The organism is Streptomyces sp. NPDC023527 (assembly GCF_055560115.1).
This window is the reverse complement of the sequence record NZ_JBVHJJ010000002.1, coordinates 39,652-62,034: the sequence shown is the minus strand read 5'-3', so window position 1 is coordinate 62,034 and position 22,383 is coordinate 39,652. Positions and strand designations below refer to the sequence as shown.

18 protein-coding genes and 1 other RNA gene are annotated in these 22,383 nt (G+C 73.8%); 5 read left to right on the top strand and 14 right to left on the bottom strand.

Features of this window, described 5'->3' with window-relative positions; translation table 11 throughout:
- Positions 1–90: 90 nt before the first annotated feature.
- Positions 91–1,095, top strand: coding sequence for a CHRD domain-containing protein (locus ACZ303_RS03760; RefSeq protein WP_467334702.1), 1,005 nt, complete (start codon positions 91–93; stop codon positions 1,093–1,095).
- Between the two features lie 9 nt (positions 1,096–1,104).
- On the opposite strand, the gene ACZ303_RS03755 is transcribed toward ACZ303_RS03760, so the two are convergent.
- From ACZ303_RS03755 to ACZ303_RS03745, 3 genes are all read right to left on the bottom strand, one after another.
- Positions 1,105–1,701 (bottom strand): CGNR zinc finger domain-containing protein, encoded by a 597-nt coding sequence (locus tag ACZ303_RS03755; protein WP_467334701.1) that lies wholly within the window; start codon positions 1,699–1,701, stop codon positions 1,105–1,107.
- A gap of 113 nt (positions 1,702–1,814) precedes the next feature.
- Positions 1,815–2,411, bottom strand: a complete 597-nt coding sequence (locus ACZ303_RS03750; RefSeq protein ID WP_467334699.1) for an HD domain-containing protein — start codon at positions 2,409–2,411, stop codon at positions 1,815–1,817.
- The gene (locus tag ACZ303_RS03745) at positions 2,408–3,388 is read right to left on the bottom strand and encodes a LysR family transcriptional regulator (RefSeq protein ID WP_467334697.1); all 981 of its coding nucleotides are present in this window, start codon (positions 3,386–3,388) and stop codon (positions 2,408–2,410) included. Before ACZ303_RS03745 ends, ACZ303_RS03750 begins: the two co-directional genes overlap by 4 nt.
- A gap of 84 nt (positions 3,389–3,472) precedes the next feature.
- On the opposite strand from ACZ303_RS03745, the gene ACZ303_RS03740 reads away from it, so the two are divergent.
- A complete protein-coding gene (locus ACZ303_RS03740) occupies positions 3,473–4,759 on the top strand; it encodes an MFS transporter (RefSeq protein WP_467334695.1) in 1,287 nt (428 codons plus the stop codon).
- A gap of 3 nt (positions 4,760–4,762) precedes the next feature.
- Here ACZ303_RS03740 and ACZ303_RS03735 read toward each other — a convergent pair whose 3' ends face one another.
- The 6 genes from ACZ303_RS03735 to ftsE all read right to left on the bottom strand — a co-directional run bounded on the left by ACZ303_RS03735 (position 4,763) and on the right by ftsE (position 10,132).
- Positions 4,763–5,947: a peptidase associated/transthyretin-like domain-containing protein gene (locus ACZ303_RS03735; protein ID WP_467334693.1), complete on the bottom strand. Its 1,185-nt coding sequence runs from the start codon at positions 5,945–5,947 to the stop codon at positions 4,763–4,765.
- 253 nt (positions 5,948–6,200) lie between these two features.
- Positions 6,201–6,570, bottom strand: a transfer-messenger RNA (tmRNA) gene (gene ssrA, locus ACZ303_RS03730).
- 111 nt (positions 6,571–6,681) lie between these two features.
- Positions 6,682–7,170 (bottom strand): SsrA-binding protein SmpB, encoded by a 489-nt coding sequence (gene smpB, locus ACZ303_RS03725; protein WP_467334691.1) that lies wholly within the window; start codon positions 7,168–7,170, stop codon positions 6,682–6,684.
- A gap of 18 nt (positions 7,171–7,188) precedes the next feature.
- Positions 7,189–8,448 carry a S41 family peptidase gene (locus ACZ303_RS03720; protein ID WP_467334689.1) on the bottom strand — a complete coding sequence of 420 codons (1,260 nt, stop codon included), beginning with the start codon at positions 8,446–8,448 and terminating at the stop codon, positions 7,189–7,191.
- Between the two features lie 67 nt (positions 8,449–8,515).
- The gene (gene ftsX, locus ACZ303_RS03715) at positions 8,516–9,433 is read right to left on the bottom strand and encodes a permease-like cell division protein FtsX (RefSeq protein WP_467334687.1); all 918 of its coding nucleotides are present in this window, start codon (positions 9,431–9,433) and stop codon (positions 8,516–8,518) included.
- A 9-nt stretch (positions 9,434–9,442) separates the two neighbouring features.
- On the bottom strand, positions 9,443–10,132 hold the full coding sequence (ftsE, locus tag ACZ303_RS03710) for a cell division ATP-binding protein FtsE (RefSeq protein WP_467334685.1): 690 nt from the start codon (positions 10,130–10,132) through the stop codon (positions 9,443–9,445).
- A gap of 293 nt (positions 10,133–10,425) precedes the next feature.
- On the opposite strand from ftsE, the gene ACZ303_RS03705 reads away from it, so the two are divergent.
- Positions 10,426–10,620: a hypothetical protein gene (locus tag ACZ303_RS03705; RefSeq protein WP_467334683.1), complete on the top strand. Its 195-nt coding sequence runs from the start codon at positions 10,426–10,428 to the stop codon at positions 10,618–10,620.
- A gap of 168 nt (positions 10,621–10,788) precedes the next feature.
- Here the strand turns inward: ACZ303_RS03705 and ACZ303_RS03700 are convergent, their stop codons facing one another.
- The 4 genes from ACZ303_RS03700 to ACZ303_RS03685 all read right to left on the bottom strand — a co-directional run bounded on the left by ACZ303_RS03700 (position 10,789) and on the right by ACZ303_RS03685 (position 16,925).
- Positions 10,789–11,910, bottom strand: coding sequence for a hypothetical protein (locus ACZ303_RS03700; protein WP_467334681.1), 1,122 nt, complete (start codon positions 11,908–11,910; stop codon positions 10,789–10,791).
- Positions 11,911–12,136: 226 nt separating this feature from the next.
- Positions 12,137–13,243: a peptide chain release factor 2 gene (prfB, locus tag ACZ303_RS03695; RefSeq protein ID WP_467334680.1), complete on the bottom strand. Its 1,107-nt coding sequence runs from the start codon at positions 13,241–13,243 to the stop codon at positions 12,137–12,139.
- Between the two features lie 486 nt (positions 13,244–13,729).
- Positions 13,730–15,028 (bottom strand): serine/threonine-protein kinase, encoded by a 1,299-nt coding sequence (locus tag ACZ303_RS03690; protein ID WP_467334678.1) that lies wholly within the window; start codon positions 15,026–15,028, stop codon positions 13,730–13,732.
- Between the two features lie 163 nt (positions 15,029–15,191).
- Positions 15,192–16,925, bottom strand: a complete 1,734-nt coding sequence (locus tag ACZ303_RS03685) for a serine/threonine-protein kinase (RefSeq protein ID WP_467334676.1) — start codon at positions 16,923–16,925, stop codon at positions 15,192–15,194.
- Positions 16,926–17,513: 588 nt separating this feature from the next.
- Between ACZ303_RS03685 and ACZ303_RS03680 the strand changes: the two genes are divergently transcribed.
- Complete coding sequence (locus ACZ303_RS03680) at positions 17,514–20,822, top strand: FtsK/SpoIIIE domain-containing protein (protein WP_467334674.1); 3,309 nt, start codon at positions 17,514–17,516, stop codon at positions 20,820–20,822.
- Between the two features lie 23 nt (positions 20,823–20,845).
- Here ACZ303_RS03680 and ACZ303_RS03675 read toward each other — a convergent pair whose 3' ends face one another.
- Complete coding sequence (locus ACZ303_RS03675; protein ID WP_467334672.1) at positions 20,846–21,004, bottom strand: hypothetical protein; 159 nt, start codon at positions 21,002–21,004, stop codon at positions 20,846–20,848.
- On the opposite strand from ACZ303_RS03675, the gene ACZ303_RS03670 reads away from it, so the two are divergent.
- Complete coding sequence (locus tag ACZ303_RS03670) at positions 20,995–22,368, top strand: ABC transporter substrate-binding protein (protein WP_467334670.1); 1,374 nt, start codon at positions 20,995–20,997, stop codon at positions 22,366–22,368. The genes ACZ303_RS03675 and ACZ303_RS03670 overlap by 10 nt on opposite strands.
- Positions 22,369–22,383 lie beyond the last annotated feature (15 nt).

The following is a 22,383-nucleotide window of genomic DNA, read 5'->3' as shown; positions in this document are numbered from 1 at the left end:
CACGGATTGAGGGGCTCCGCGACAAGGCCCCGTATGCCAGCCCGAGAAGCCGGGGCAGGGGAGCGCCGGCTCCGTACGGGGAGGTTCGTCATGAACCGCAAGAGCATCGTCCTGGCCACCACCACCGCTGCCGTGGCGGCCGGCGTCGGCATCGCGTTCGCGGTGGTGCCGGGCGGCACCGACGGCGGGGCGGGCGGGCAGGCGGCGCACTCCGCCCACGCGGGCGGGGACGACGGGACCGGTACGCCGGGCACGGTCAGCGGCCCGAACCGGCAGGACGCCGTCTTCTTCGCCGGCAGCCTCAACGGTGCCGATGAGGTGCCCACGGCGGGTGGGCCGGCGGTCGGCGACAAGGACGGGCGGGCGATCGCCTTCCTGCGGGTCCAGGGCGACGAGGTGTCGTTCGCGTTCGCCTTCCGCGGGATCGCGGCGCCCACCGCCGCCCACATCCACCAGGGCGAGCGCAGGAAGAACGGCGCGATAAAGGTTCCCCTCTTCGCCCGGACGGTGGCGGACGGACAAAGCTCCGTGACCGGCACGGTGAAGGTCCCGGACAAGAAGCTGCTCGCCGGTCTGAAGAACGCCCCGGTCGGCTTCTACTTCAATCTCCACACCGGCGAATTCCCCGGGGGCGCGGTCCGCGGCCAGGTCAGCAAGGTGAGTGCGCCGCTCGACATGAATACGGCGATGAAGAGCTTCCGGTCGTCGGTCGTGAAAGGCAGCCAGATCTATGCCTGCACCCGACAGGAAAACGGCACATTCGCCTTCACCCAGGACAATGTGAGCGCCACGCTCGGCGGCGGCATCGCCCATTCCTTCGTACGCCCCGGTGGCGCCCCGCGGTGGATCGCCCCCGACCGCTCGGCCGTCACCGGCGAGCTGGTCTCCAAGGTCGCCAACGGCGAGGGGAACATCCCCGAGCTCGACCTCCGGGCCACCCCGTCGGGCACCGGAGGTGGGCTGTTCGCGTCGACGGTGGAGATCCTCCGCCTCAACACGCGCGGCGGCGTGGCCCCGGCGGGCGCCTGCGACCCGCAGGAGCGGCCGAGGGCGGCGGTGCCGTATGAGGCGGACTACCTCTTCATCGCGAAGTGACCCCCGAGGTCAGGCCAGGCCGTTGATGACGCGCCGCCGGTGGCGGGCCACCCGCTCGCGGTTGCCGCAGACCTCGCTGGAGCACCAGCGGCGCCTGCGGCCCCGCGAGGTGTCCAGGTAGACCAGCGAGCAGGTCTCGCCCTCGCACTGCCGCAGCTGCCCGCGCGCGCCCGGGTCCGTGAGCAGCTCCACCGCGTCCCGGGCGATCCGGCCGACGAGCTCGCCGCAGTCGGGGGCGGCGACCGTACGGACCAGGGTGCCGTCGTCCGCCCGTACGGCCCGCGGGGCGGGCGGCGCGGTGGCGGCCAGGGCGTTGACGCGCTCCAGGTCGGGGTCGGCGGCGCGGCCGCCGACCTCGGCGTGCACGACGCGGTGCAGGAGATCGCGGGCGGCGTGGAAGCGGGCGAGCCAGGCCGCGTCCAGCGCGTCGAGCGGGGTGCCGCGCGGCACGACCCCGGCGCCGACGAGCCAGGTCCGCAGCCGCTCAGGGCTGTCGAGCCGCTCGACCGGATCCTCGCTGAGCCGCCCGCCGACCGTGGCCAGCAGGTCCAGACAGAGCCGCCCGGAGTCGAACCGCAGGTCGTAGGAGGCTTTCGGCGCCGCCATGTGTCCTGTCACCCGTTTCCCTGTGTGGGATACCGCCACCCCCAGCGTGCCCCGCCGGACGCGCGTCCGAACCCCCGCACCGCCGATCGGGGTCCTCCCGCCTCGCCGGGTCGCTACGCGTCCAGCGGATTGGCGGCGACGCGCCCGGCGATCCCGGCGCGTACGGCGGCCGCGGCGGAGCTGTGCGGCTTGCGGTCCGCCTGGTCGCGGAAGCACGCGACGAACTCGTCGGCGAGGCCCAGCCGCGGGTACCGCTCCAGCACCTCGGCGCGGAAGTCCGCGGGGAAGGCGTCGACGCCCCGCCCGGAGATGTCCACGGAGGTGGAGAACTCCAGCAGGTGTCCCTCCGGGTCGACCGCGACGTCCACGCTGCTCCACATGTGACGGACGATCACCTCGGAGACCCGCACGCGGCGCTCCACCGGCCAGCCGGCGGCCGCGCCGAAGACCCACGCGACATGGCCGCCGGCCTCGTCGAAGGAGACGGTGTGGCTGTCGAACTCCTTCGCCAGTCCTATGTCATGGAGCATCGCGGCCACGTAGAGGAGTTCCGCGTCGAAGGCGATGTCGTTCGCCGCGGCGTGGGCGGCCGCCCAGAGGTATGCGCGCGTCGAGTGGTTCAGCAGGGCGGGCGAGCAGTACGCGGTCGCCACCTCCAGCGCCGCCGAGCAGGCCGAGGTGTCGGGGATCAGCAGCTTGTCGATCTTCATGACCGCGATTGTCGCCCATCGCCCGCCCCGGCAGGCTCGTCGCCCGGCGGGAGCCAGGCTCCGGGCGGCCGCTCCAACCACCCCCGCGCGGCGGCAGCTTGGCGTGCGGCGTCCCGCAGGGCGTCCAGGCCGGGGTGGACGAGCCCCCGGCGCCAGACCATCGACACCGGTGACAGCGGTACCGGGTCGACCAGCGGCCGCAGCACCATGCCCGGTACGTCGATGAACTCGACGCTCGCCAGCACCGACCAGCCCCGCTTACGGACGACGCGGACGAATTCCTCCTTGCCCTCGATCTCGGGGAAGGGCTCGGCGACCCGGATCCCCCGCCCGTCGAAGAGCCGTTCCGCGAGGTCGGTCCACTCCGCCGTCGCCGGGTTGCCGGCGGCCGCGTAGAGGGTCTCCCCGGCCAGGGCGCCCAGCGGCACCTCGGGCAGGGCGGCCAGGCGATGGCCCTCGGGCAGCAGGACGGCCATCGGCTCGAACCGTACGGGCCGGTGGGCGAGGCGGGCGCGGACCTCAGGGTCGAGACCGCCGACGCGGCCGAAGGAGATGTCCAGGCGGCCGGCCAGGATCTCGGCCGCCGCGCCGGTCAGGCCGCTGTGGAAGCGGGCGACCAGCTCCTGGTCGGGGGCGGCGTCCCGGGCCGCCGTCAGGACCCGGTGGGCGGTGCCGACCGGGGCGCCGACGTCCACGAGCAGCGGCCGCTCCTCCCGCGCGCAGGCCGCCGCCAGCTCGTCGTGCGCGGCGAGCACCCGCCGGGCGTACGGCAGGAGCCGGGCACCCTCCGCCGTGAGGGCCACCTGGCGGGTCGTCCGCGCGAACAGCTCACCTCCCACGCGCTGTTCCAGGCGCCGGACGTCGCGGCTGAGGGCCTGCTGCGCCACGTACAGTCGCGCGGCGGCCCGGGTGAAGTGCAGTTCGTCGGCGACTGCGGCGAAGGCCCGCAGCAGGCGGGGGTCGATGTCGTGCGGCACGCCCCGCAGTCAACAACACAGATGCGTGAATGGCCACTGATCAGGTGTTGGACCGGTCGGCCGGTGCGCGGCGAGGGTGGGGACATGCCCCCGTCGTCCTCGCCCCGTCCGCTGTTCACCGTCGCCGGTTCGACGCTCGTCGCCGCGCCCCGGCGCGCCGCCGAGCCCGGCCCGTACGCCCGGCTCTTCGACCTCCCCGGCACCCGGGCCTTCACCGCCTTCAACCTCCTCGCCCGGCTGCCCATGGGCATGTTCGGGGTGAGTGCGATCCTCATGATCTCCGCCGCGCGCGGCTCGTACGCGCTGGCCGGCGCCGTGACCGCGACCGGGCTCGCGGCGACGGCCGTCGTCGGGCCGTGGACGGCCCGGCTGGTGGACCGGCACGGCCAGGCCCGGATCGCCGTGCCGGCCGCGGTGATCGCCGCCCTCGGCTCGCTGGCCCTGGTGCTGTGCGTGCGCTGGAACGCGCCCGCGTGGACGCTCTTCGCCGCGTACGCCGCGACCGCGACGACGCCCAACACAGGTGGCATGTCCCGCGCCCGCTGGTCCCACGTCCTGCGCGACGACCCGGCGGCCCTGCACACCGCGAACTCCTTCGAACAGGCCGCCGACGAGCTGTGCTTCATGCTCGGCCCGGTCGTCGCGACCTTCCTGTGCACGGCCGTCTTCCCGGAGGCCGGCACGCTCGTCGGCGCGGCCCTGTTCCTCACCGGCGTCGTGCTCTTCGCGACCCAGCGCGGCACCGAGCCGCCGCCGGCCGCGGCGGCGCGATCGGGACGGTCGCCGGTGCGGGGCAACCCCGCCCTGGCGGTCGTACTGGCCGTGTTCGTCTGCGTCGGCGCGGTCTTCGGGTCGCTGGAGGTGGTGACGGTGGGCTACGCCGACGCGCTGGGCCAACGCCCGGCGGCGGGCGTGGTGCTGGCCCTCCAGGCGGGCGGTTCGTGCGCGGCCGGCCTGCTGTACGGGCTGTTCCGCCCGCGCGGCCCGGCACCGGCGCGCTTCCGGCGCTGCCTGGCCGCGATGGCCGCGATGGCAGTGCTGCCCCTGGTCGCGGCGGGTACGGGCGGTCTCCTCGCCCTGTCGGGCGCGCTCCTCCTGGCGGGCATGGCGACCGCACCCACGATGGTCACCGGCATGAACCTCGTCCAACGCCTGACCCCCGTCGCCCGCCTCAACGAGGGCATGACCCTGGCCGTGACCGCCCTCCTGGCCGGCATCGCCGCGGGCTCGGCGGCGGGCGGCTGGTCCGCGGAACACCTGTCACCGGCCGACGGCTACGGGGTCACGGCCGCGGCGGCGGCCCTGGCCCTGCTCACGGCGATGGCGGGACGCGGGGCCCGGCCCCCGCGCGAACAGGCGGCGGGCGCCTGAACGTCACCCCCGTGCCCGTGCCCGTGTCGCCCGGCGCCTGAGGGCCACCCCTCCCGTCACGGCCAGCGCCAGCGCCCCCGCGCCCGAGCCCGCCGCCGCGAGCAGCGCGGTGGAGTGCCCGGCCTCCGGCTCGCCGGGCGCCGCCTTGACCACCAGGTGGCCGGTCTTCCGTACGCGGCCGTGGTGGCTGACGACGGTGACGGGATACCGGCCCGCCTCCAGGCCGGCCCGGACGCGGGCGGGACCGTAGAAGCGCGGGGCGGCGCCGTCGGCGGCCTTGGTGTCGTCGCGGCGCAGTTCCGCCGGGTACTGGAAGGCCGGGGAGGTGGCGGTCAGGCGTTCCTCCTCGCCCGGGTCGGGGGCCTCGTCGTGCCACAGGACGTTGACGCTGCCGCCGGCCGGCACCTCGTGGCCGTGGGTGCGGGCGGTGTCGGGCCCGGAGCCGGCCGAGGTGGCGAAGAAGGCGGGGCCGCGCGCCCGGCCCAGGTAGTCCCGGTCGCCGGGCCGGGCGGCGCGGACGACCAGCGGTTTCTCCTCGATCGTGCGGCCGTCCGGCCCGGTGAGCGCGACCTTGTACGTGCCGTCCTCGATCGTCGGCGGCAGCCGGACCGCGCCGGCGAACAGCCGGGGGTTGTTCCAGTCCGCGCCCTGGGGGTCGTGGGCCAGCCGCACGGGCCCGCGGAAGGCCGCGGAGCGGGCGGAGAAGGCCGTTCCGTTCTCGCCGGGGTACAGATCGTCGTACGACATCCACAGCCGCTCCCCGGGCCGCAGCACCTCGCCCGGCGAGGTCACCGAGAAGCGGGGCCGCTCCGGCGGCCGGACCTCCACGCGGTCCTCGGCGACGACGCGCCCGCCGGCCTCCACGGTGACGGGGTACGTGCCGGGTTCGACGGTCATCGCGACGGCCGGCCGCGCGTGGTGGCCGCGCTCGGTGTCCGGCGCGTGGCGCTCGTAGGGGGTCAGCCGGACGGGCCGGGGGAAGACGGGCGAGGAGACGGTGACGGGGCCGGGGGCGCGCACGCCCTGGACGTCGATGTCGATCAGTTCGCCGGGCCGGTTGTCGAAGGCGCCGTTGAGCAGCAGGTGCACCTCGCCCGGCCCGTCGTCGGCCGCCGCCGGGGCGACGCCGCCCGCAAGCCACAGCGCGCCCGTTCCCAGTACGGCCGCCACCATCCGTGTCCAGTTCACCGGGCCACCACCCCCTCGTCGCGGAGCCGTCACGGAGGAAGAGGGCCGCTTTGGCCCATCGGTTGCGCCCGCGGGTGCGGCATGCCCCGTTCGCGGGGCGAGATGCGGGACGGCGTACGACAAAGGCCCCACCGCCGAGTGGCGGTGGGGCCTCTGCCTCACATGGGATGAAGGGGGTCTGGGGGTCATGCCCCCAGAAGTGGGACGGACGGACTCTGCTCGCGCTCTTTGTGAGCAGAGTCCGCCCGTCCGCCCGTGGAGATGGCGGGAATCGAACCCGCGTCCAACGGTGCAGAATCAGGGCTTCTCCGTGTGCAGTTCGCTGCGATTTTCTCGGCCCCGGAGATCACGCGAACAAGTCTCCGACGGGCTCAGTCACTGTTTGGTTTCCCACCAGGTCCCGTGACCGGACCTAGTGGTTTAGTCCCCTAGCTGATGCCAGGATCCGGGTCGGGAACAGCCCCGGGCTGACACTTCGCAAGTCGCTACTTAGGCAGCGAGGGCGAAGGAATCGCGCTTGGTGTTGGCGATTATTGGTTGCGACATATGGTTTACGAGATCATTGCCGCTTCCTCGACACGCTTCCCCTGCTTCGACATCCGCTGTCGAAACCGATCATCCCCATGTTGATTTTTCAAAGTGCGCACCGGGCACCACCCCGGGTGTGCACTGCCCATCGTACGTGACCGACGCGGGACGGTGCCAGCGAATATCCCGGGAGGCCCCGGGAGGGGTCACACCTTCGCCCGCTGGCGCCTGCGCGCCGCCGCGATCGCGCGGTTCGACTCGCGCGTGTCCTGCTTCTCGCGGAGCGTCTGCCGCTTGTCGTACTCCTTCTTGCCCTTGGCGAGGGCGATCTCGACCTTGGCGCGGCCCTCCTTGAAGTAGATGGCCAGCGGCACGATCGTGTGGCCCGTCTCCTGCGACTTGGATTCGAGCTTGTCGATCTCGGCGCGGTGCATCAGCAGCTTGCGCTTGCGGCGCGCGCTGTGGTTGGTCCACGTGCCCTGGGTGTACTCGGGGATGTGGGCGTTGTGCAGCCACGCCTCCCCGCCGTCGATCTGCACGAAGCCGTCCACCAGCGACGAGCGGCCCTGGCGCAGCGACTTGACCTCGGTGCCGGTCAGCACCATGCCGCACTCGTAGGTGTCCAGAATGTGGTAATCGTGGCGCGCCTTCTTGTTCTGCGCGACCAGCTTGCGACCCGTCTTCTCTTTAGCCATAGCGCGGCCATTCTCGCACTACGACCCACCCCCGAGGCCACTCAATACTGTGCGGGCCCGCCGCTCGGCGTCGCCGTGCACGACGAGATCGGGGACGATGCCGCGGCCGTCGACCGCGCGCCCGGCCGGGGTGCGGTAGTGGCCCACGGTCAGCTCGGCGACGGAGCCGTCGGCGAGCCGGGTCGGCATCTGCACGGAGCCCTTGCCGAAGGTGGGGGTGCCGACGACGACGGCCCGGCCGCGGTCCTGGAGGGCACCGGCCAGCAGCTCGGCGGCGCTCATCGTGCCGCCGTCGACGAGGACGACGAGCGGCGGCCGGGTGGCGCCGCCGGAGCCCGCCTCCAGAACCCGCTGGCTGCCGTGGACGTCATAGGTGGCGACGAGGCCGCCGTCGAGGAAGGCGGAGGCGGCGGTGACAGCCTCGGCGACCAGGCCGCCGCTGTTGCCGCGCAGGTCCAGCAGGATGCCCTCGCCCGGCGCGGCCGAACGGGCGGCCCGGCGGACCTGCTCGCCGGTGCCCTTGGTGAAGGAGTCGACCTTGATCCGGGTGGCCGCCGGCCCGCCGGGGCCCCGCAGCCGCTCCACGGCGACGCTCTCGGTGATCAGCCGCTCCCGCAGCAGCGTCCGGTCCCAGGACCGCCCGCCGCGCTGGAGGCCGATCCGTACGGGCGAGCCGGGCGCCGCGGCGCCGGCCGCTTCCAGGGGGACGCCCGTCGCGGCGTCGCCGCGCAGGCGGGCGACGACCTCGGTGACGGGCCTGCCGTCCACCGCGACGCCGTCGATCGCGCGGAGCCGGTCGCCGGGCCGGATGCCGGCCCGCTCGGCGGGGCTGCCGGGGCGGACGCTGTCGACCTCGGTACGGCCCTGGCCGCCGCGCCGGGCGGAGAGCCCGACGCCGACGTACGCGCCGTCGAGGGCCCGCGCGAAGCCCTCGTACTCCCGGGCGCTGTAGACGGCGCTCCAGCGGTCGCCGCTGCGGGTGATCGCCTCGGCGGCGGCCTCCGAGCCGGATCTGCCGTCCTGCTCGGCCCGCTCGGCGGCGGCCTCGACGGCGCGGTGGTCCAGCGGGCTCGGGCCGCCCGCCCCGATGTCCGAGGCCGCGGGTCTGGCGGCCGTGCGGGAGGAGCCGCGGGCGTCCGACGGCTTCCGGCCGTCCCGCGCGTCCGCGCCCCAGGCGCCCGCCACGGCGCCCGTCGCCAGCACGCCCACGAAGACCAATGTCAGGGCGGCACCGCGCCGGGCGCGGGGCTGCGGCAGGAACATCGACGGGCCGGGCATGCGCGTGAGTCTAAGACACAAGAAGGCGCCGTACGGGGAGTTGACCGCACGGCGCCCTTGGCATGTGTCACACCTTGAGGTACTTCCGCAGCGCCGCGAAAGCCGCCAGGGCGGGCATCAGCAGACCGATGGCGAGCACCAGCGGCAGCTTGGCCAGCACCGCGTCCCAGCCGATGAACTGGATGACGTCGATGTGGTTCACCAGCCAGTTGTTCACAAGGAAGTACTGGCCGCAGACCAGCAGTACGCACGCGAATCCCGCGCCGAGCAGACCGGCGAACGCGGCCTCCATGATGAACGGGATCTGGATGTAGAAGCTGGACGCGCCGACCAGCCGCATGATGCCGGTCTCGCGGCGGCGGCTGAACGCGGACACGCGCACCGTGTTCACGATGAGCATCAGCGCGACGACGAGCATCAGGGCCATCACGCCGAGCGACGCGATGTTCATGCCGTTGAGGAGGTTGAAGAGGTCGGACAGGACGTCCTTCTGGTCCTGCACCATCTGCACGCCGGGCCGGTTGGAGAAGGCGCTGGAGATGACCTCGAACTTGGTGGGGTCCTTCAGCTTGACCCGGAAGGACTCCGGCATCTGGTCCGGCGTCACGGAGCCCGCGATCGGCGAGGTCTTGCCGAACTGCTCCTGGTAGTGCTTGTACGCCTCGTCGGACGTCTCGAACTGGACGCTCTGGACGAGGTTGTCCATCTTCTCCAGATCGGTGCGGATCTGCTTCTTCTGGTCCTCCGTCGCCGCCCCCTTGGCGCAGGAGGGGAAGGACTCCACATCGGTCTTGCTGCAGAGGTAGATCGAGACGTTGACCTTGTCGTACCAGTAGCCCTTCATCGTGCTGACCTGCTCGCGCATGAGCAGTGACCCGCCGAAGAGCGCGAGTGACAGAGCCACGGAGACGATCACCGCGAAGGTCATCGTGAGATTACGGCGGAGACCGACGCCGATCTCCGACAGGACGAACTGGGCGCGCATGGCGTCCTTTCAGTGCTGGTAGCCGTAGACGCCGCGCGACTGGTCGCGTACGAGACGGCCCTTTTCCAATTCGATGACGCGCTTGCGCATCTGGTCCACGATCTGCTGGTCGTGCGTCGCCATGATGACGGTGGTCCCGGTCCTGTTGATCCGGTCCAGCAGCTTCATGATGCCGACGGAGGTCTGCGGGTCGAGGTTGCCGGTCGGCTCGTCGGCGATCAGCAGCATCGGGCGGTTGACGAACGCGCGGGCGATGGCCACGCGCTGCTGCTCGCCGCCGGAGAGCTCGCCGGGCATCCGGCTCTCCTTGCCGCCGAGGCCGACCAGCTCCAGGACCTGCGGGACGGCCTTGCGGATCTCACCGCGCGGCTTGCCGATGACCTCCAGCGCGAAGGCGACGTTCTCGCTGACGGTCTTGTTGGGCAGCAGGCGGAAGTCCTGGAAGACGGTGCCCAGCTGGCGGCGCATCTGCGGCACCTTCCAGTTGGAGAGCCGGGCGAGGTCCTTGCCGAGCACGTGGACCTGGCCCGTACTGGCCCGCTCCTCGCGCAGCAGCAGTCTCAGGAAGGTGGACTTGCCGGAACCCGAGGAACCGACCAGGAAGACGAACTCGCCTTTCTCGATCTCGAGCGAGACGTCGCGGAGCGCCGGACGGTTCTGCTTCGGGTAGGACTTGGAGACGTTGTCGAATCGGATCACGAGTGCACCACGCGTCGACCTGGATAGGGGCACGGGGCGCCGCGCAGGGCACGGCTCCCGTCGGTGTCCGTGACCATACGCGAACGACCCGTGTACGCGCAGTCGGCATCCGGTCCTGGCGCGTTTGTCATCACCGTCATCGGGGACAAATCCAGGACAATGGGGCCGTGCCCCGGGGTGCGTGTCCGACGCCTCCACCGACCGGCCGCGCCGAACGGCGCGGAAGCTGGCACAGTGGTAAGGGGAACCGCTCGGCTCTCTCACGCGTTGGACGTACCGGAGGAGGAGATCGCATGACATGCGACCGACTGGTGTGCGCCAACTGCGCGGCCCCCGTCAATGAGGGCCGCTGTCCCGTATGCCGGGCCAGCAGGGAGCGCCTCGAGCACCAGGAAGGCCACTTCGCCGGGCTGACCCCGGCCACGCTGCTCGCGCTGCTGGTGGCGCTGATAGCGGTGGCCTTGATGGCGCACAATTTCGCCGCGTAGTCGCCCGGTGACGCGAACGTATTGACTTTCCCCAGGCATGTGTGACTTTCGAGGATTCAGCCGGTTTTCGAGCGGGTTTCGAGCGGGTTCACAGGTTTCTGGTACGACCAAGGGCCCGGAGCGCTGGAGCGTTCCGGGCCCTTGTCATGCCGTGATGTGCCGGGTGCGTCAGGCCGCGGTGGCGCCGCGGGTCATCAGCCGCGGCAGCAGCCGGAAGCCGACGCCGCCCGCGATCATCGTCGCGGCGCCGACGAGCAGGAAGCCCGTCTGACCGGCGCCGGTCTCGGCGAGCTGCTCCTTGGGCTTGGCCTGCTCGACGGGCTTGGCGCCCGCGCTGTCGGTGTCCGTGTTGGAGCCGCAGTTGCTGTTGGTGTCGACGGGGCAGGTACGGCCCTCGTCGCCACCGCCGGTGCTGCCGCCGGTGGCGTTGCCGCCGGTGGAGCCGGTCGAGCCGCCGCCGGTGGCTCCGTCGTGGTCGCCGCCGGTGGTGTTGCCGCCGGTGGAGCCGGTGGAACCGCTGCCGCCGGAGGTGCTGGATCCGCCGGTGGAGGCGGAGCCGCCGCTGGTGGAGCCGCCGCCCGTGGAGGAGGAACCGCCGCTGGTGGAGCCGCCGCCCGTGGAGGAGGAACCGCCGCCGGTCGTGCTGCCGCCCGAGGTGCTACCACCGGAGGTGCTGCCACCCGAGGTGCTGCTGCCGCCGGTCGTGCTGCCACCGGTGGTGGGCTCGCCGGTGGTGCTGCCGGACGTGCTGCCGCCGGTGGTGGTGCTGCTGCCGCCGGTCGTGGGCTCTCCGCCGGTCGTACCGCCGGTGGTCGGCTCGCCGGTGGTGCCGCCGGTGGTCGGGCCACCGGTCGTGGGATCGCCGGTGGTGCTGCCGCCGCTGGACGGACCGCCGGTCGTGGTCTCACCGGTCGTGGTACCGCCGCTGGACGGGCCCCCGGTGGTGGTCTCGCCGGTCGTGCTGCCACCGCTGGACGGACCACCGGTAGTCTCGCCGGTGACTCCACCGGTGATGCCGCCCGTGATTCCGCCGGTGATACCGCCGGTGACTCCGCCCGTGGTGTCGTTGCCGCCCGAGCCCGTGCCGCCGCCGGTGGGCGGCTGCGGGATGTGGTCCGGGTCGCCCTCGTCGGCGGCGACGTGCACCGCGCCGTGGACCGGCTTCGCGCCGACCCCGGCGACGTGGACGCCGGCGGCCGAGGCCGCGCCGGCCGCGGTCAGTGAAGCGCCCGCGGCGACGACCGCTCCGGCGGCTATGCGCGCTACGCGCAGCCGCGTCTTCTTCGTCATATGCCTGCTACCCCCAGTAGCTGATCTCGTCATTGGAGCAGCTATGCACGGGGCGGTGGCGCTCCGGGGGCTACAAGAACTGGCTGAACCGGCCGCATCGGCCGGGCCGTCCGCCCCCCGCCACACGCGCCCCAGTGATACGCATGCCGCACGCAGCCTTTCCACTTTTTGATGCAGCGTCAAGGCAGTTATCGGCGGAACTGTCCAGCTATAAGGGGAGTTGAGGCTACTTCTCCTGCTGCTTGCGCCAGCGGATTCCGGCTTCGAGGAAGCCGTCGATGTCGCCGTCGAGCACGGAGGTGGGGTTACCGACCTCGAACTCGGTACGCAGGTCCTTGACCATCTGGTACGGGTGCAGGACGTACGAACGCATCTGGTTGCCCCAGGAGCCGCCGCTGTCGCCCTTGAGCGCGTCCATCTTCGCCTGCTCCTCCTGACGGCGGCGCTCGAGGAGCTTGGCCTGGAGGACGTTCATCGCGGTCGCCTTGTTCTGGATCTGCGAGCGCTCGTTCTGGCAGGAGACGACGATGCCGGTCGGGATGTGCGTCAGTCGCACCGCGGAGTCGGTGGTGTTGACGCCCTGGCCGCCGGGGCCGGAGGAGCGGTACACGTCGACGCGCAGCTCGGACTCGTCGATCTCGACGTGGTCGGTCGTCTCGACGACCGGCAGCACCTCGACGCCCGCGAAGGAGGTCTGGCGGCGGCCCTGGTTGTCGAAGGGGGAGATGCGCACCAGACGGTGCGTGCCCTGCTCGACGGAGAGGGTGCCGTAGGCGTACGGGACCTGGACGGCGAAGGTGGTCGACTTGATGCCGGCCTCTTCGGCGTACGAGGTCTCGTAGATCTCGGTCTTGTAGCCGTGGCGCTCGGCCCAGCGGAGGTACATGCGCTGGAGGCGCTCGGCGAAGTCGGAGGCGTCGACGCCGCCGGCCTCGGCGCGGATGTTGACCAGGGCTTCGCGGGAGTCGTACTCGCCGGAGAGGAGGGTGCGGACCTCCATCTCGTCCAGCGCCTTGCGGACGGAGATCAGCTCGGCCTCGGCCTCGGTGAGGGTGTCCGCGTCGTCCTCGGCCTCGGCGAGCTCGAAGAGCACGGCGAGGTCGTCGATTCGGCCGCGCAGCGCTTCGGTCTTGCGGAGCTCGGCCTGGAGGTGGGACAGCTGACTGGTGATCTTCTGCGCCGCGTCCGGGTCGTCCCACAGGGAGGGGGCTGCCGCCTGCTCCTCGAGCACGGCAATGTCAGCCCTCATCTTGTCGAGGTCCAGGACGGCCTCGATCGACCCCATGGTCGAGGAGAGGGACTTCAGCTCTTCGGATACATCAACGACTGCCACGCACCCAGCCTAACGGCTGCGCCGGGCTACCAGTCCCGAACGGGTTCCCCAAAGCGGGTTTCCGGGCCATAGAGGGCGGCCCGGGTCTCTTTTCCGGGCAGGAACGGCGCCTCCGGCGTCCGGGGCTCGGCACCGCCGGTGCCCGGCGCGGGGGTTGCTCGCCGTCGCGGCGGGAACTCTTCTGCCGGCTCGGCAGACCTGCCCTGGCCACGCCGAGCACCCCTTCACCGCCGCAGCGGCGGCCAGCCACCACGCAGTGGCCCGGCGGTGCCGAACCGGACGGTCCGGGGTTACGGGACCGGGCCGTCGCACGGGTGCCCGCGGCGCGCGGCTCGGCACCGCCGGGCTCCGACACGGGGGCTGATCGCCGTCGCGGGCGGGAACTTGCTGCCGGCTCGGCAGAGCTGCCTCGGCCACGCCGGGCAGCGCGCCCCTCCCCGCCGCTGCGGCGGCCAAGCCGCCACTCAGCGGCCCGGCCGGCCGTGGCTACGGGATCGGAGTCGGGTCCGTCGTGTGGACACGCGGTTTCATGTCGGACGGTGGGGCGGAGTCGTGGGAGGACGTTGCGAGCCAGCCGCCTACGCCGGCCGCGGCGGCCAGGGCCACCGCTGCCGCGCCGAGCTTGATGCGGCGGCGGCGCGTCTCCGCCGGGGAGCGGTGGCGGGCGGAGCCCGCGCGGCGCTGGCCGGCCGCGCGGGGAGCGCGGGCGGTGCCGTGGGCGCCGCCGGCGAGCTCCGCGGGGGTCGGCACCCGCATGCTGGTGTGCGTGTCGCGGCTGGAGTCGGCGATGCCGCCCGGTACGAGCGGGACCGCGCCCCGACGCCGCGGAGGCGCGGAAGCGGCGCGGGGCTCGTACGGCCCCTCGTGCTCGCCCTCCGCCGGCTCGGGCTCGTCCTCCGGTTCGTCGATGTCGAGCGGCGGGATGCCGGCCAGCCCGGGCAGCAGCTCGCGCAGGCGCGCAGCCAGCTCCGAGGCGCGCAGCCGGGACGCGGGACCCTTCGCGAGGCACTGGACGATCAGCTGCCACAGCTCGTCGGGGATGCCCGGCAGCGGTGCCACGGTCTCCGTGACGTGCCGCCGCAGGACCGCCCCGGGGTGGCCGCCGCCGAACGGCGTGAAGCCGGCCAGCAGCTCGTACAGGACGGTCGCCAGGGCGTAGACGTCGACGGAGGCGCGCGGCGGCAGGCCCTCGATGATCTCGGGAGCGAGGTAGTCGGGGGTGCCGATGACGCTGCGCGGGCTCGGGGCGCGGCCCGGCCCGGCGGCGCGCGGCGCGGTCTCGGGGCGCGGCGCGTCGACGAGGCGGGCGATGCCGAAGTCGGTGAGCAGCGCGGGGTGCGCGCCGCCGGGGCCGAGCGGGCCCTGCATGTCGAGGAGGACGTTCTCCGGCTTGACGTCGCGGTGCACGACACCGGCGGCGTGCGCGGCCGCGAGGCCGTCCGCGACGTCCGCGACGATGGCGACCGCGGCCTCCGGCGCGAGGCGCCGCTCGCGGTCGAGGCGGGTGCGCAGGTCCGTGCCCCGGATGAGGTCCATGACCAGGGCGAGGTCCGCGCCGTCGACGACGAGGTCGCGGACGCCCACCACGTTCGGGTGGTCCAGGCCGAGGAGGGCCGCGCGCTCCTGCACGAACCGGCCGACGAGCTCCTGGTCCGAGGCGAGGTCCTCGCGCAGGAGCTTGATGGCGACGGGGCCCTCCGGCCCCTCGCCGAGCCACACCGTGCCCGCGCTGCCACGGCCCAGGACCTGGTGGGCGGTGTACCGGCTGCCGATCTTCCGTGCCAAGGCTGTCCGGTTCCTTTCCGAGTCCTGACATCCGACAGGGGGGAGCTGGCGACCAAGCTACGCGGCCGCGACGGCCTTGGGGACGCCGATCCCGGGCCAACCGCCACTTCTGCGGCGGAAAACACCCATCAGGTGTCGACAAATCCACAAGGCCGACGCGGGCCTACGGGTTGTTCGACGCGCCCAGGTCGGAGATCCAGTCCTTCACATCGGTGAACCAGCCCCACGCGGCGTCCCAGAAGCTCTTGCCGTCGGCGACCCAGTCCTTCAGCGGCGTGAACTCCCACACCAGCCAGGACCCGATGACCAGCACGAGGATCATGAACAGGCAGCCCTTGAGGCAGCCCAGACCGGGGATCCGCATCGGGTTGGCGCTGCGCTGCCGGGGCGGTCTCGGCTCGCGGCGCGGCGCCGGGGGCTCGGGGGCGTACCGCTGCGGCTGGGGCTCCTGGTAGCGCGGAGGCTGCGGCGCCTCGGGCTGCCGGCGTCCGCGCCGCTCCGGCGCGTACGGCTGGGGCTGGTGCTGAGGGGCGTACGGCTGCGGCTGGGGCTGGGGCGCGTACCGCTGCGGCTGCGGCGGCTGCTGCCCGTACGGCCGCTGCGGCGGCTGCTGCTGGGGCGGCGGGGGCTGCGGCGCGCGCCGCTGGGGGCGGCGGCGCAGCGGATCCTCGCTCGGGTCGAGGTACTGCACCTGCGTCTGGTCGTTGCGGTCGCGGGCCGCGCGCATCTGGGTCTGCCACGGGTGCTCTCCGCCGCCCTCCGGGGGCAGCGGCGGTACCGGCGGCATGGCGCGGGTCGGGTCGGGTCCGCCCGCGGGGCCGGAGCCGGTGGGCATGGCCCGCGTGGCGTCGGCGGCGCCCGTGGTCGGCAGGAAGCTCGTCGCGGCGTTCGGGTCGTACGAGCCCGCGGTCGACGGCAGCACCTGCGTGGGCTCCGCGTCGCCGGAGCCGGCGGCACCCTGGCCCGTGCCCGGCACCCGCGCGGGGTCCGGGTCGGGCGCGAGGAGCGCGGCGACGCCGAGGGCGGCCTCCGCCTGTGCCGGGGAGGCGTGCACGCCGACGCCCGCGGCGACGACGCGCAGCGCGCGGGCGAGGTTCTCGGCGGCGGGCCGCTCCTCGGGGCGCTTGCTCAGGCAGCGCTCTATGACCGTCCACAGGGGCTCGGGGACCGTCGTGGGGCGGCGGGGCTCCGCGCTGAGGTGCTGGTGGAGGACTTCGAGCGCGGTGGCGCCGGCGAACGGCGGGCGGCCGGTGACCAGCTCGTACAGCAGGATGCCGGCGCCGTAGATGTCGACGGCGGAGGTCTGCGGGCGGCCCTCGGCGGACTCGGGCGCGACGTAGGCGGGCGTGCCGACGAATTCGTGGGTGCGGGTCAGGCCCGGGGAGTCCGCGAGGCGCGCGATGCCGAAGTCGGTGAGCATCGGGTGCATCGCGTGGCCGTCGTTCCTGAGCAGGACGTTGGCGGGCTTCAGGTCGCGGTGGACGACGCCGTCGGCGTGGCTGGCGGCGAGCGCGTCCGCGATCTGCGCGGTCAGCAGGGCGGCCGCGACCGGCGTGAACGGGCCGTTCTCGCGCAGATAGCGGTGCAGGTCCGGGCCGTCGACGAGGTCCATGACGAGGGCGAGCAGATCGCCCTCGACGACGAGGTCGCGGGTGCGGACGATGTTCGGGTGGGTGAGCCGCAGCAGGACCGAGCGCTCCCGCAGGAAGCGCATCACGACGTCCGCGTCGTTGGCCAGCTCCTCCTTGAGGACCTTGATCGCGACGGTCTCGCCGGGCTGCCCGGCCACGGCGGCCTCGGCACCGGCCGCCTCGCGCTGGCGGGCTCGCCAGACGGTGCCCGTCGCTCCGCGACCGAGCACCTCCTCGAGCAGGTACTTGCTGCCTACCGGCCGCACGTCATGCGCTCCCTGATCGTGATCCAAGCTTGCGATGGCCTCTGTCGTACTCGGCCTTGGCGCCCACTGTAGTGCCGTCTTCCGGACCACCGGCTTGCCGAAAACCGGGGGGCTCGGGGTAAAGACGAGCGTTCCGGACAGATGGTTGCCACACCTGATCGCCACTGCGCCCGGTGGGACATCGGAGGCGCAGGTCAGAGGGCGTACGAAAGACCGAAAAACGGTCTCCGGAAAAACCGCCGCGAACATCGCCGGGCCTCGGTCGGACATCGGTCGGGCATCAGTCGGCAGTAAGGGACGGATAAACGGGCGCCCGGTGAACCGACCCGTGACCGGACGCATCACCACGCGTTCACCATTGGTGTTTTTCGCACACTCCGATGGTCGTTCAAGATCACGAATTGGCTCTCGCCGGGCGCGTCGTCGGTGGCAGGTGCGAGGATGCTCGGAGCACGGATGCGGGGGGAGGGAGCGGACTGCCCCGCGCGACGTGGTGACCTGTACGTGCCGACGCGCCCGTGCACGGTGGGGGAAGGCCGCCCGGCCCCTGTCGCGCACCCGACGGGCAGGAAGGGACCGTTGACGGCGATGCAGATCAGGCTGACCGTCCTCGGGCCGCTCAGCGGCCACACCACGCACGCCACACGCGCCTGCGATGTGCTCGTGACCGCCCCCGCGGGGACCGCCCTCGCCAGTGTGACCAGCGGCCTCGCCACCGCCGTCGCGGCCGCCGGCTGCGACCTCGGCAGCGGTGCCGTCGTGGTCCACTCCGGCGCCGAGCGGCTCGACCCCCAGCGCTGCGCCCTGGGCGAGCCACCGCTGATCGACGGCGCCGTCCTGTCGCTGTGCGCCCCGGCCGACCCCGAACGGCACGCCGGCGTGCTGCTGTCCGGCGCCCCGGAGGCGGTCCGGCTGCACGTCGTGTCGGGGCCGGACGCGGGCGGGGTCCATCTGCTGCACGGCGGCGAGGTCCGCGTCGGCCGCTCCACGAGCGCCGACGTCCCCCTCGACGACCCCGACGTCTCCCGCCTGCACTGCGCGGTCACCCTCTCCGACGACGGCACCGTCACCGTGCGCGACCTGGGCTCCACCAACGGCACCGTCCTCGCCGGGGAGGAGCTCGGCGCCGAGCCGGTCGCCTTCCCCCCGGGGGGACTGCTGCGGGTCGGCGAGTCCGTCCTGAGCCTGCACGGCACCGGGGGCGACGTCTGCCCGCGCGTGCTTCCGGCCGCCCCGGACGGCGAGGGGCACCTGCGGGTGGGGAGCGCCGTCACCCCGCCCTCCGCGCCGGTGGCGCCCCCGGCGCACGGCACATGGCTGGGCGGCCCCGCGGGCGCCTGGGAGCCGGCCCCGGCGAGCAGCGCGGTCGGGACCGCCTTCCTCACCGCCGACGGCCCTTCGTACGACGACGCCCCCGTCACCCACGGCGGGCGCGGGGTCCGGCTGGGCGCCGAGCACGACGCCTTCGGCCCGGACTCCGGACCGGAGCCGGAGCCGGAGCCCCGCAAGCGCGGCGGCCGCGGCATAGGCGCGTGGGCGCGGCGGCTGACCGGCGGCCGGAGCGCGGTGGCGCGGCCGCTCGACGCCGGGGACTGGCCCGAGGACGAGGCGGCGGCCGGACGCGCCGACGCCGAGGCGGCCGCCCTGCGCGAGCGCTGGCCGGATCCGGCGAGCGTGCTGCTGACGGCGCTCGGCCCGGGCTCACGGCTGTGGGAGCGCGGTACGGACCACGCCGACCTGCTGACCGTCCGGCTGGGCACCGCCGACCGCTACGGCCCCGACGGCAGCGCGCTGTCCTCCGTTCCGGTGACGGTCGGGCTGCGCCAGGTCGGTTCGCTGGGCCTGGCCGGGCCCCGGGGGCGGCTGGCCGGGCTGGCCCGCTCGGTCCTCGCCCAGCTGGCGGCGCTGCACTCGCCCGTCACCCTGGAGATCGTCCTGATCAGCGCGGACCGCTCGCGCACCCCGGAGGAACGGCTCGCGGAGTGGTCCTGGCTGGGCTGGCTGCCGCACCTGCGGCCGGTGCGCGGACAGGACTGCCGACTGCTGGTCGCCTATGACTGCGAGCAGGCCGCGGCCCGTACGGCCGAGCTCGTACGCCGCCTGGACGAGGGCCCGCTGGGGCCGCACTGGGCGGCGGCGCCCCCGGCGTCCGTCGCGGCGACCGCCGAGCGCCACACCGGCCCGTACACCCTCCTGGTCGTCGACGGCGACCCCGGCTCGCCGGATCTGCGCGAGACGGTCGCGCGGCTGGCCGCGGGCGGCGCGGCGGCGGGCATCCACCTGCTGTGCCTGGCGGACGCCCCCGCCACCACCCCCGCCTCGCCGGTCTCCGCCACGCTGGCCACGGCCCGCGCCGCGTCGCCCGCGTTCCCGCACTGCGGCGCGGTGGCGCTGCTGAGCGGGGACGTGGCCACGGTGGTGCAGGTCCTGCACCGGACGCCGGAGCCCGCGGCCGGCGCGGACGCCGCCCGCCACTCCCCCGGCACCGCGCTGGACACCTGGCACGCACCGGCCGCCGCCGCGGATCGTTCCGGCGCCGGTTCCACCGACCCGTACGGCCTGTCGCCCGCCGACGGCGCGGCGGCGGTCCACGGCGCGGCGCCACGGCAGCCGGCCGGTGCCGCCGTCGTGGCGGCCGTCGACGCCGTGTCCGGCGCGTGGGCCGAGCGGTTCGCGCGGGCGCTGGCACCGCTGCGGATGGCGGACGCCGGCGCCGCGAGCGGGCAGGCGGCGCGGGTCGTGGCGGCCCTGCCGCGCAGCTCGCGCCTGCTGGATGAGCTGGGCCTGGCCCGGGCCACCCCCGCCTCGCTCACCGCCCGCTGGGCGGCGGCCACGGACCGCGGCACGCGGCCCGGCGGGCGCGCCGTCGCCGTGCTCGGCGCGGGCCCGCACGGGCCGCTCGCCGTGGATCTGGCGGCGGACGGCCCGCATCTGCTGGTGGAGGGCGGGCCGGGCAGCGGCAAGACCGAGCTGCTGCGTTCGCTCGCCGCGTCGCTCGCGGCCGCCGACCGGCCCGACCGGCTCTCGCTCGTGCTGGTCGACGGCGCGGGCGCCGAGCGCGGCGAGGGGCTGCGGGTGTGCACGGACCTGCCGCACGTCTCGACGTACCTCGCCGCCGCCGACCCGGTGCGGATGCGGGAGTTCGCCCAGGCGCTCAGCTCGGAGCTCAAGCGCCGCGCCGAGCTGCTGGGCCGGCTCGACTTCACCGCCTGGCACGCCCAGCACGCCGCGGTCGCCGCCGCGCAGGTCATCGCCCCCCGGCGGCCGATGGACGCGTCCGGCGACCTGGAGTCGGTACCGAGCGGCACGCTGAAGCTGCGTACGCAGAAGGACGGCCCGTCGCTCACGGCGGAGACGGCCCTGCCGCGCCTGGTCGTCCTCGTCGACGACTTCGACGCGCTGGTCGCCCCGGCCCTGGGCAGTACGGGCCGGCCGGCGGCGGGTTCGGTCGTCCGGGCGCTGGAGGCCGCGGCCCGCGACGGCGAGCGGCTCGGTGTGCATCTGGTGGCCGCCTCGGGCCGGCCGGAGCGCACGGCGGACACGGCGGCGGTCGAGCGCGCGGGCCTGCGCGCGACGCTGGAGATCGCGCCCCCCTCTTCCGACGGCACGGCGGCGGACGGCAGCGGCGAGGCCGCGCCGGGCCGGGGCCGCCTGATGCGGCCCGACGACGACGCGACGACGCCCTTCCAGGCGGGCCGGGTCACCGGCCGCATCCCCCGGACGGCGACGCTCCGGCCGACGGTCGTGGCCCTGGACTGGCAGCGCATGGGCGATCCGCCCACCCGCAGGCCGCTGCGCGAACTGGGCAATGGCCCCACCGACCTCGCCCTGCTCGCCAGTGCCCTCCAGCGCGCCGCGCAGTCGGCCGGGACGGAGGCCGCACCGCCCCTGCTGTGAGATCCCCGCGGCGTGACGGCTCATCACAGGCCGGTCACGATCAGCGAGTTGTCACCGGCGACGGTATTGCGGCAGCTCGCGGGCGGGCGTAGGACTGTCGCACGGGAGACGGGCCGCGCCCGGGCCGACGTGCGGCGGCCGTCCACGGGGAGCTCGTACGGGAGGGGCGGCAATGCGGACATCGCTTCGTACGGTGCGCGGGGCGCGCAGCGCGCTCGCGCTGCTCGCCGCGGGGGCGCTGGCCCTCGCGACCGCGGCATGCAGTGACGACGACAAGAAGCCGTCGGGCGCCCCCAGCGGCTCCTCGGACCTGATCCCGCACACCGTCCGGCTCCCCAAGCTCAACGGCCAGAAGCTGAAGGTCACCGCCGTATGGACGGGCGCCGAGCAGAAGGGCTTCACCAAGGTCCTGGACGAGTTCGCCAGACGCACGGGCGCGCAGGTGGCCTTCGTGCCCAGCGGCGACGACATGTCCTCCTTCGTCGGTTCGAAGATCGCGGGCGGTGACCCGCCGGACGTGGCGATGCTCCAACAGCCTGGCGTGCTGAAGGAATTCGCCCGGAAGGGCTGGCTCAAGCCGCTCGACGACGCGGCCGCGGCCGAGCTGGACAAGAACTTCACCAAGGGCTGGCAGGACCTCGGCTCGTACGAGGGCAAGCGGTACGGCGTCTATTTCAAGGTCAGCAACAAGTCCCTGGTCTGGTACAACACCAAGGTCTTCGACGGCGCGGGCGCGAAGGAGCCCCGGACCTGGCCGGAGTTCCTGAGCACCGCCCAGCTGATCTCCGACTTCGGCATCGCGCCGGTCTCGGTGGCCGGCGCGGACGGCTGGACGCTCACCGACTGGTTCGAGAACGTCTATCTCTCGCAGGCGGGCCAGGAGAAGTACGACCGGCTCGCCCGGCACGAGATCCCCTGGACGGACCCGTCCGTGAAGGACGCCCTGACCACCCTCGGGCAGCTCTTCGGTGGGAAGGGGCTGGTGGCGGACGGCAACGCGGGTGCCATCCAGACGCAGTTCCCCACCTCCGTCACCCAGACGTTCAGCGGCGGGGAGAACGCCAAGGCCGGCATGGTCTTCGAGGGCGACTTCGCGGCCGCCAACATCCTCGGCGCCCGGGCGGAGATCGGCAAGGACGCCAAGGTCTTTCCCTTCCCCGCGGTCGGGGCCGAGGCCCCGGTGGTGACCGGCGGCGACGTGGGCGTGGCGCTCAAGGACGGCCCGGCGGCGCAGGCCCTGCTGACGTTCCTCGCCTCGCCCGACGCGGCGGGGGTGTGGGCGAAGGAGGGCGGCTTCCTGTCGGCCAACAAGCATCTGGATCTCGCCGCCTACCCCAATGACGTGCTGCGTTCCATCGCCAAGGCGCTGGTCTCGGCGGGTGACGACTTCCGCTTCGACATGTCCGACCAGGCGCCCGCCTCCTTCGGCGGCAAGCCCGGCCAGGGCGAGTGGAAGCACCTCCAGGATTTCCTGAAGAACCCGGGCGACGTGGCGGGCACCCAGCGGAAGCTGGAGTCCGACGCGGCCAAGGCGTTCAAGAGCTGACGGGAGCCCGGCCTC